This window comes from Acinetobacter sp. DMC2 (assembly GCF_056314305.1).
Genome location: NZ_JBQUYP010000007.1, coordinates 297,626 through 307,656 on the forward strand (window position 1 = coordinate 297,626; position 10,031 = coordinate 307,656).

Here is a 10,031-nt window from a genome sequence, read left to right on the forward strand (position 1 = left end):
ATGAGCGTATTAATTAATAAAGACACTAAAGTATTGGTACAAGGTTTTACTGGTAAAAACGGTACTTTCCACTCTGCACAAGCTTTAGACTACGGTACAAAAGTTGTTGGTGGTGTTACTCCAGGTAAAGGTGGTACTACTCACCTTGACTTACCAGTATTCAACACAATGAAAGAAGCTGTACGTGAAACAAATGCAGATGCATCTGTAATTTATGTACCAGCTCCATTCGTTTTAGATTCTATCGTTGAAGCGGTTGATTCAGGTGTTGGCCTAATCGTTGTGATCACTGAAGGTGTTCCAACAATCGACATGCTTAAAGCAAAACGCTACTTAGAAACTAACGGTAACGGTACTCGTTTAGTTGGTCCTAACTGCCCTGGCGTGATCACTCCAGGCGAATGTAAGATTGGTATTATGCCAGGTCACATTCACCAACCAGGTCGTATTGGTATCATCTCACGTTCAGGTACATTGACTTATGAAGCTGTTGCTCAAACCACTAAGCTTGGTTTAGGTCAGTCTACTTGTATCGGTATTGGTGGTGACCCAATCCCAGGTATGAACCAAATCGAAGCTCTTCAATTGTTCCAAGACGATCCAGATACTGATGCAATCATCATGATCGGTGAGATCGGTGGTACAGCGGAAGAAGAAGCTGCTGAATTCATCAAATCTAACGTGACTAAGCCTGTAGTAGGTTACATTGCTGGTGTAACTGCACCTAAAGGTAAGCGTATGGGTCACGCTGGTGCGATCATTTCTGGTGGTCAAGGTACTGCTGAAGAGAAATTCGCTGCATTTGAACGCGCGGGAATGGCTTACACTCGTAGCCCAGCTGAGCTTGGTTCAACAATGTTGCAAGTTTTAAAAGAGAAAGGTTTAGCTTAATCGCTTTATTCTGAATCTTAAAAAAACACCGCATCTGAAAATGATGCGGTGTTTTTTTATCTATTAAATAAAAAATAAGTAATCCAAAATAAAATTTCTAAAGAAACAAAATATTTAAGCAAAAAAATACGCAATGATTGGGGTGATCATTGCGTAGAACAACGAATCTGTAAAAACAGTTTCGGTTTAAGGAGAAATGTCGTGAGGTTCATATCATGTAACCTACATGATGAATAATAGAGATAGTTAAGAAATTCTTCATCGCTATTAGCGTTAATAAGTGTTACTTCACGTTAATAGGGTAAAAGCATGTGAATAGTTATCAATACATTAGTAATTCTAAAAAATTATGCTATGAATAAAATAAGCATAAAAAAAGCCCCGAAGGGCTTTTAATTTTTAAAGGAATTAGAATTTAAATAATCCTAAACCATCTTTAACTTCGTCTAAGGTCTGTTGAGTAATAAGACGACACTTATCTGTACCTTGACGTAAAACATCCATAATGTAGTCAGGATCTTTGGCAAGTTCTTCACGACGTTCACGGATAGGGCTAATCAATTCTTTTAAAACACCTTCAAGGCGTTTTTTAACAGTTCCATCACCTAGACCGCCGCGACGATAATGAGTTTTTAACTCTTCAACTTCTTCTTTATTTGGGTCAAATGCATCTAAGTAAGTAAATACAATATTGCCTTCAACCTGACCTGGATCTTCAATGCGAAGATGATTTGGGTCGGTATACATTGCATTTACAGCTTTTTTAATGTCTTTATCAGAAGCATTTAAAACAATGGTATTACCTAATGATTTAGACATTTTTGCCTTGCCATCAAAACCAGGTAAGCGTGCCATATTTGAAAGCAAAGCTTTACATTCAGGTAAAAGGTCTTGGCCAATCTGACGGTTTACTCGACGTACAATTTCATTGGTTTGTTCAATCATTGGAATTTGATCTTCACCCACTGGAACCACAGTCGCTTTAAAAGCAGTAATGTCAGCTGCTTGTGCAACAGGGTAGCAGAGGAAACCCGCTGGAATATCACGCTCAAAACCGCGCATTTGAATCTCAGACTTAATGGTGGGATTACGCTCTAAGCGTGCAACCGTCACGAAGTTAAGATAGAGCATAGTAAGCTCATTCAGTGCTGGTAAGCATGATTGAACGCAAATCGTGGTTTTTGTTGGATCAATGCCTACAGCTAAATAATCTAGAGCAACTTCCAAAATATTGCGACGGACTTTATCTGGGTTATCTGCATTGTCTGTTAGGGCTTGTGCATCTGCTAACAAGAGATGTTGATGATGGCTATCCTGTAAACCTACACGAGAACGCAAAGAACCGACAAAATGCCCAAGATGAAGTTGTCCGGTTGGGCGGTCGCCTGTCAAAATAATTGGACGCTGATCAAGATTACTCATTATTTATTCCACTGTCTTATTGGCTTAATCAGGGGTAGTAAGCCCTGCAATATAAAAGATTGGCATTATTGTACGGGAAATAAAAAAAATTCGTCAGCGATTGGTTAAACTTTTCTTAAAATAATATTGTGAATTTATTCAGTAAAATTACAGAAATTGAAAAAAATCATCTTACAATAGCCTAATAAATACAAACTTGGATAAGAAATGGCAAGTGGCTTACTTTTACTACTAGATGATATTGCAACAATTTTAGATGACGTTGCTTTAATGAGCAAAATGGCAGCAAAGAAAACGGCTGGTGTTTTAGGTGATGATTTAGCTTTAAATGCACAACAAGTTACAGGTGTTCGTGCAGATCGTGAACTTCCTATTGTTTGGAAAGTGGCTAAGGGCTCATTTGTTAATAAACTTATTTTAGTTCCTTTGGCATTGTTGATTAGTGTGATTGCGCCTTGGCTGATTAATCCACTATTAATGTTGGGAGGTTTATTTTTGTGTTATGAAGGGGTAGAGAAAGTTCTTCATACCATTATGCATAAAAAACCTTCTACATCAGAAGAAGCAAAAGCAGAGTTTGATAGTGAAGAATTAGATTTAGCAAATTTTGAAAAAGAAAAAGTAAAAGGAGCCGTTCGAACAGATTTTATTTTATCGGCTGAAATTGTTGTCATTTCTTTAGGCACCGTGGCTACAGCTAGTTTAATGACTAAGGTAAGCGTACTCAGTATTATTGCTGTTGTGATGACAATTGGCGTTTATGGCTTAGTCGGCATGATTGTTAAGATTGATGATTTGGGATTATATTTAACTAAGCAAACTACCTCGTTTAAGCAAACTATAGGTCGAGGTTTATTAGCTTTTGCACCTATTTTAATGAAACTACTTTCAATCGTAGGCACCATTGCAATGTTCTTAGTTGGTGGCGGGATTATTAATCATACGATTCCGTTACTTCATCACTTAACTGAAAACACAGTGGATCATGTAGAAACAATACCAGCGGTAGGCAATATTATTGGTGCTTTAACACCGACATTAATTAATTTTGGAATAGGATTGGTTGCGGGTGCAATTGTTCTATTAATTGTAAACTTAATACAAAAAATGTGGCCCAAAAAAGCATCGGGTTCATGATGCCATTCTAAAATAAGAGGGAAATTATGCGCTGGAAAGGTCGTCGAATTAGTACCAATGTGGAAGACCGTCGAGGTGGTGGCGGTGTTAGAGCAGGTGGTATCAGCATTATTGGTTTGGTTGTTGCATTTGTTGCGTGGAAGTTTTTTGGGGTTGATCCACAACAAGCTTATCAGGCAACTCAGCAAGTCACTGCATCACAGCAGTCAAATGCAACTGCACCAGAAAGTTTAACAGCCGAGCAAAAAGAAGCCTCTGATTTTGTTGGAACTGTTTTGGCTGATACAGAGGATACGTGGACTCCTATATTTAAACAGTTAGGTAAAACATATACGCCACCAAGATTGGTGTTATTTAGTGGAATGATTCAATCTGGATGCGGTACTGCTCAATCTGCAATGGGACCATTTTATTGTCCAGCAGACCAGAAGGTTTATATCGATACAGAATTCTTTAAAGATATGCGTCAGCAAATGGGAATTTCTGGTGAGCAAAACCAAACTGAACTTTCAAGACAAGATCAGGCAGGCGATTTTGCTCAAGCTTATGTGGTTGCACATGAGGTAGGGCACCATGTTCAAACTTTGCTTGGTATTTCTTCACAAGTACAACAAGCCCGTGCACAAGCGAGCCAAAGAGAAGGTAATCAATTATCTGTTCGCCAAGAATTGCAAGCCGATTGTTTAGCTGGTATTTGGGCGAGTCATAATCAGCAACGTACTCAATTTTTAGAGCAAGGTGATATTGAAGAAGCGATGGATGCTGCTCAAAAAATTGGAGATGATTATTTACAGAAACGCTCAACAGGTCAGGTTGTTCCAGATAGCTTTACCCATGGTAGTAGTGAACAGCGAATGCACTGGTTTCAGGTTGGTTTAAAAACTGGTGATATTAACCAATGCGATACTTTTAACAATCCAGTTTAATCTTTTCTAGGATGAGTCTTGTTAAACATGTTTAAGAAGCTCATCCGTTTTTTTAGATCATAACTATAAATAATGTTAAGAAATTTAACAGAGTGATAGATTGTTCAATCAATTCGTTAAACTTGTGTCCTAATTTCTGTTTTTTATGATTATGGCATTCTTCATGCCAGTTTTTTATTAAGTTTGGTCGATCTAACAAAGTTTCACTTATTTGGTCGTTGACCCAGAAGAAGGGTATTAATGGGTAATTTTTTTCTACTACAAGCATTCACAGTGGTTTTTGCGCTATCAATCGCAACCACGATCTTCAATAAGCGCATTTTAGGCTTTCCTCAGGCTATTGGTGTGCCACTGGTCTCAGCAATTTTTGTCTTTATTTTGCAATGGGGCGCAAGCCTGCTAAACGGTAACCAGTTTATTACTATTAATATTCATAATATTGAAGAAGCCGTGCGCCATATCGATTTTTATGATTTTTTAATTAATGGTGTCATCTGTTTTATTTTAACTTCTTCAGCACTTAAATTTAAAATTTCTGATTTAAAAAGTTACTGGAAGCAAATTAGTATCTTGGCCACCATTGCATTAGTCATTTGCGCCGTTTTATTTGGTGGATTGCTCTACGGGTTCCAACTACTGGTTGGATATCATGTGCCAATTCTGGTGCTTTTACTTTTAGGTGCAGCTTTAGGGGCAACAGATCCTATTGGTATTAAAGGTGTACTTAGTTCGATTCGTGCACCGCATCATTTGATTGTTAAGCTAGAAGGCGAGTCACTCTTTAATGATGCAATGTGTATTGCATTGTTTATGACTTTGCTCAATGTTTTACAGGGTGAACATTTCTCGTTGATGGCGACACTAGAAGCTCTACTCTATGAAATTGTGGTTGCGGTCGGTATTGGTTGGGCATTTGGGGTAGGGGTGTTGCGTCTATTACGTGGTAAACACGAAATGGAGTCCCTGATTTTGACAACAGCTTTGCTTGCGAGTGGAGCATATTTAGTGGCTTTGTTTGCCCATGCATCAGCACCGATTGCCTGTGTAATTGGTGGTTTAATTGTTGGAAACAAATGGAAAGAAATACGAGAAGAGCGAGAGATTCAAGAAGTTAATCATTTTTGGCATACCGTAGAAGGAATCATCAACTCATTCCTGTTTACTTTAATTGGTCTAGAGTTATTTATTCTTGATTTAAACTTTAGCCTAATTTTAGGCGGTATTGTTGCGTTCTTTATCCTACATATCTCTCGTTTTGCAGCCAACTTCATGGCTTTTGCCTTTTTCCCGAATATGCGGAAAATGAAAAGTTATAATGGTAGCTTGACCATTTTATCTTGGGGTGGGGTACGAGGGGGGATTTCACTTGCATTGATTTTGGCGGTTGCCAATATTCCTGCATTAAGTCCTTATAGCAGTATCCTGATTGGCTATACTTTTATTAGTGTGTTGTTATCAGGCATCGTATGTGGTCTAGGCCTACCAGCTGTGATGAATGCTTTCTATTACAATCCGAATGAAGAAACCGAAGGTTTAAAAGGTCTCTATCAGCGACTGTGTCATAAGATGAATCGAAGAGGCTTTCAATATATTGTTGGAGAGGATGCACTAGGTAGAGAAACAATCACAGTTTTTAATCCAGATATTCTGGTTGATCAAAAAACTGAAGATGGAATTGCAACAATGCATGACCCAAATAAGTTACAAGAAGTAAAACGATTTGAGAGTCCTGATAATTTCTAAATATTTGCAGTCTTAAATTTTATAAGATATTTAAAAATTAGGTTTTAGTGTAATAGTAAAATATTACCTAAAGCCTTTTTTTTCTATATATATCATTAATAATATATTTTATTTTATTAAGATATTAATAATTGTTATATGAATATTTTAATTAAATGACATTTCAACAAATGGTAAATAATAAAAGATTAAATTTGTTTTATATATAAAACATTTAATGCAATTTTTAGTTAAATTAACACAAGAAAAACTTAAAGAAGACTTATATATAATTTGTATTAATTAAAATTTTTTCTATAGGTACTTTAGTATTTGTTTTTTTTATTTTAAAGTGTTTAATGTAAAAATGATCACATTACTTAATGTTTTTAAGTTGTAGGTCAAAAACTTGAAAACATTAAGTAAAAAGAATTATACATAAAATCATTTAAATCAATAATATAAAAGGAATACAGATATGCCTGAAATACAAATTATTGCCAAGGATAGTCACGACACCTTGTCAACCATCAAGGGAACTTCCGCATCGCTTACAGAAGCATCGGTGGTATTAGTAAAAGTGGCTGCCAGTGATGTATTGGTAGTGAATAGGGAGGGAACCAATGCAGTCATTCGCCTTAAAAATGGCGAGACAATTGTTATTGAAGGCTTTTTCAGTGGAACAGCTGAGCCTAAAGATAACAGCCTTGTTTTTCAAGACGAAAATGGACAGTTAATCTGGGCAAAATTCAAAGATGCTGAAAATGATGCTGACGCTGACGCTGACGCCGATGCTGATGCCGACAGTGATGTTGAGCCACAAGCACTCGTAGCTGAAGATTTACCAGCGGCTTTACCTGCAGAGGCACCACAAGAGTTGGTGTCTGATGTTATTTATCAGCCTATTTCTTCAATTGAACCATTGCTTTATCACGACGGTGGCATAAACCCATGGTTATGGGCTATCCCATTGGTTGCGGGTGGTATTATTGCCGCAGCATCGAACCATGATAGTAATAATGACTCTTCAACACCTACCGATACGACTCCACCAAATACAGATGGGGTAACTTTCTCTGTTAATTCAGTTACATCAGATAATGTACTTAATGCCTCAGAGGCAGCAGGTAATGTCACGATTACTGGTATTTTGAAAAATATTCCAGCAGATGCAGCAAATACTGTGGTAACTGTTGTAATTAATGGTGTGACTTATAATGCGATAGTAGATAAGAATGCGGGCACATGGAGTGTAAGCGTACCGGGTAGCGGTTTAAAAGCAGATCCAGATCAAACTATTGATGCTACTGTAACGTTTACGGATGCAGCAGGTAATAGCAGCACTGTTAAAGATACGCAAACTTATACAGTAGATACCACTGCACCAAATGCACCAGTGATTGACCCGGTTAACGGGACAGACCCGATTACAGGTACAGCAGAACCTGGTTCAACAGTAACAGTGACTTATCCTGATGGTAGTACAGCAAGCGTTGTAGCAGGACCGGATGGTAGTTGGACTGTGCCGAACCCAGGTCTTAATGATGGTGATGAAGTTACGGCAGTTACAACAGATCCTGCAGGCAATACATCAGGACCTGCAACAGGTGTTGTGGATGCGCTTGCACCGACAGTCGCTCTTAACGATCTATTAACCAATGACAGTACACCGCCTTTAACAGGTACGGTAAGTGACCCAACTGCAACCGTTGTGGTGACAGTGGATGGTGTGAACTACCCAGCGACCAACAATGGTGACGGCACCTGGACGCTTGCAGACAATACCTTGCCTGTATTAACAGATGGTCCACACACGATTACCGTGACTGCAACAGATGCAGCAGGCAATGTGGGTACGGATACTGCTGTCGTGACAGTAGATACCACTGCACCGAATGTGCCAGTGATTGACCCGGTTAACGGGACAGACCCGATTACAGGTACAGCAGAACCTGGTTCAACAGTAACAGTGACTTATCCTGATGGTAGTACAGCAAGCGTTGTAGCAGGACCGGATGGCAGTTGGACTGTGCCGAACCCAGGTCTTAATGATGGTGATGAAGTTACGGCAGTTACAACAGATCCTGCAGGCAATACATCAGGACCTGCAACAGGTGTTGTGGATGCGCTTGCACCGACAGTCGCTCTTAACGATCTATTAACCAATGACAGTACACCGCCTTTAACAGGTACGGTAAGTGACCCAACTGCAACCGTTGTGGTGACAGTGGATGGTGTGAACTATCCAGCGACCAACAATGGTGACGGCACCTGGACGCTTGCAGACAATACCTTGCCTGTATTAACAGATGGTCCACACACGATTACCGTGACTGCAACAGATGCAGCAGGCAACGTGGGTAGTGATACGGCTGTCGTGACAGTGGATACCACTGCACCGAATGCACCAGTAATTGATCCGGTTAACGGGACAGACCCGATTACGGGTACAGCAGAACCTGGTTCAACAGTAACAGTGACTTATCCTGACGGTAGTACAGCAAGCGTTGTAGCAGGACCGGATGGTAGTTGGACTGTGCCGAACCCAGGTCTTAATGATGGTGATGAAGTTACGGCAGTTACAACAGATCCTGCAGGCAATACATCAGGACCTGCAACAGGTGTTGTGGATGCGCTTGCACCGACAGTCGCTCTTAACGATCTATTAACCAATGACAGTACACCGCCTTTAACAGGTACGGTAAGTGACCCAACTGCAACCGTTGTGGTGACAGTGGATGGTGTGAACTATCCAGCGACCAACAATAGTGACGGTACTTGGACCCTTGCAGACAATACACTGCCTGTATTAACAGACGGTCCACATACCATTACCGTGACTGCAACAGATGCAGCAGGCAACGTGGGTAGTGATACGGCTGTCGTGACAGTGGATACCACTGCACCGAATGTGCCAGTGATTGACCCGGTTAACGGGACAGACCCGATTACGGGTACAGCAGAACCTGGTTCAACAGTAACAGTGACTTATCCTGACGGTAGTACAGCAAGCGTTGTAGCAGGACCGGATGGTAGTTGGACTGTGCCGAACCCAGGTCTTAATGATGGTGATGAAGTTACGGCAGTTACAACAGATCCTGCAGGCAATACATCAGGACCTGCAACAGGTATTGTGGATGCGCTTGCACCGACAGTCGCTCTTAACGATCTATTAACCAATGACAGTACACCGCCTTTAACAGGTACGGTAAGTGACCCAACTGCAACCGTTGTGGTGACAGTGGATGGTGTGAACTATCCAGCGACCAACAATGGTGACGGTACTTGGACCCTTGCAGACAATACACTGCCTGTATTAACAGACGGTCCACACACGATTACCGTGACTGCAACAGATGCAGCAGGCAACGTGGGTAGCGATACTGCTGTCGTGACAGTGGATACCACTGCACCGAATGCACCAGTAATTGATCCGGTTAACGGGACAGACCCGATTACGGGTACAGCAGAACCTGGTTCAACAGTAACAGTGACTTATCCTGACGGTAGTACAGCAAGCGTTGTAGCAGGACCGGATGGTAGTTGGACTGTGCCGAACCCAGGTCTTAATGATGGTGATGAAGTTACGGCAGTTACAACAGATCCTGCAGGCAATACATCAGGACCTGCAACAGGTATTGTGGATGCGCTTGCACCGACAGTCGCTCTTAATGATCTATTAACCAATGACAGTACACCGCCTTTAACAGGTACGGTAAGTGACCCAACTGCAACCGTTGTGGTGACAGTGGATGGTGTGAACTATCCAGCGACCAACAATGGTGACGGCACCTGGACCCTTGCAGACAATACACTGCCTGCATTAACAGACGGTCCACATACCATTACCGTGACAGCAACTGACCCTGCAGGTAATGCAGGAACAGATACAGCTGTGGTAACGATTGATACCACTGCACCAAATGCACCGGT

The 10,031-nt window shown here is 40.7% G+C and carries 6 protein-coding genes; 5 read left to right on the top strand and 1 reads right to left on the bottom strand.

Annotated elements, in window-relative coordinates; translation table 11 throughout:
* Positions 1 to 891, top strand: coding sequence for a succinate--CoA ligase subunit alpha (gene sucD, locus ACT53H_RS16660; RefSeq protein WP_003655479.1), 891 nt, complete (start codon positions 1 to 3; stop codon positions 889 to 891).
* A gap of 408 nt (positions 892 to 1,299) precedes the next feature.
* Here sucD and trpS read toward each other — a convergent pair whose 3' ends face one another.
* Entirely contained in the window at positions 1,300 to 2,313 is a 1,014-nt protein-coding gene (gene trpS / locus ACT53H_RS16665; RefSeq protein ID WP_476009692.1) for a tryptophan--tRNA ligase, read from the bottom strand.
* A gap of 207 nt (positions 2,314 to 2,520) precedes the next feature.
* Between trpS and ACT53H_RS16670 the strand changes: the two genes are divergently transcribed.
* The 4 genes from ACT53H_RS16670 to ACT53H_RS16685 form a co-directional block, all read left to right on the top strand.
* Positions 2,521 to 3,450 (top strand): DUF808 domain-containing protein, encoded by a 930-nt coding sequence (locus tag ACT53H_RS16670; protein WP_353158333.1) that lies wholly within the window; start codon positions 2,521 to 2,523, stop codon positions 3,448 to 3,450.
* A gap of 26 nt (positions 3,451 to 3,476) precedes the next feature.
* The gene (ypfJ, locus tag ACT53H_RS16675) at positions 3,477 to 4,376 is read left to right on the top strand and encodes a KPN_02809 family neutral zinc metallopeptidase (RefSeq protein ID WP_353158330.1); all 900 of its coding nucleotides are present in this window, start codon (positions 3,477 to 3,479) and stop codon (positions 4,374 to 4,376) included.
* A gap of 240 nt (positions 4,377 to 4,616) precedes the next feature.
* On the top strand, positions 4,617 to 6,119 hold the full coding sequence (locus ACT53H_RS16680; RefSeq protein WP_004789435.1) for a cation:proton antiporter: 1,503 nt from the start codon (positions 4,617 to 4,619) through the stop codon (positions 6,117 to 6,119).
* Between the two features lie 457 nt (positions 6,120 to 6,576).
* Positions 6,577 to 10,031, top strand: a 3,455-nt coding sequence (locus ACT53H_RS16685; protein ID WP_476009693.1) for an Ig-like domain-containing protein, incomplete at its 3' end; no start/stop codon positions are given.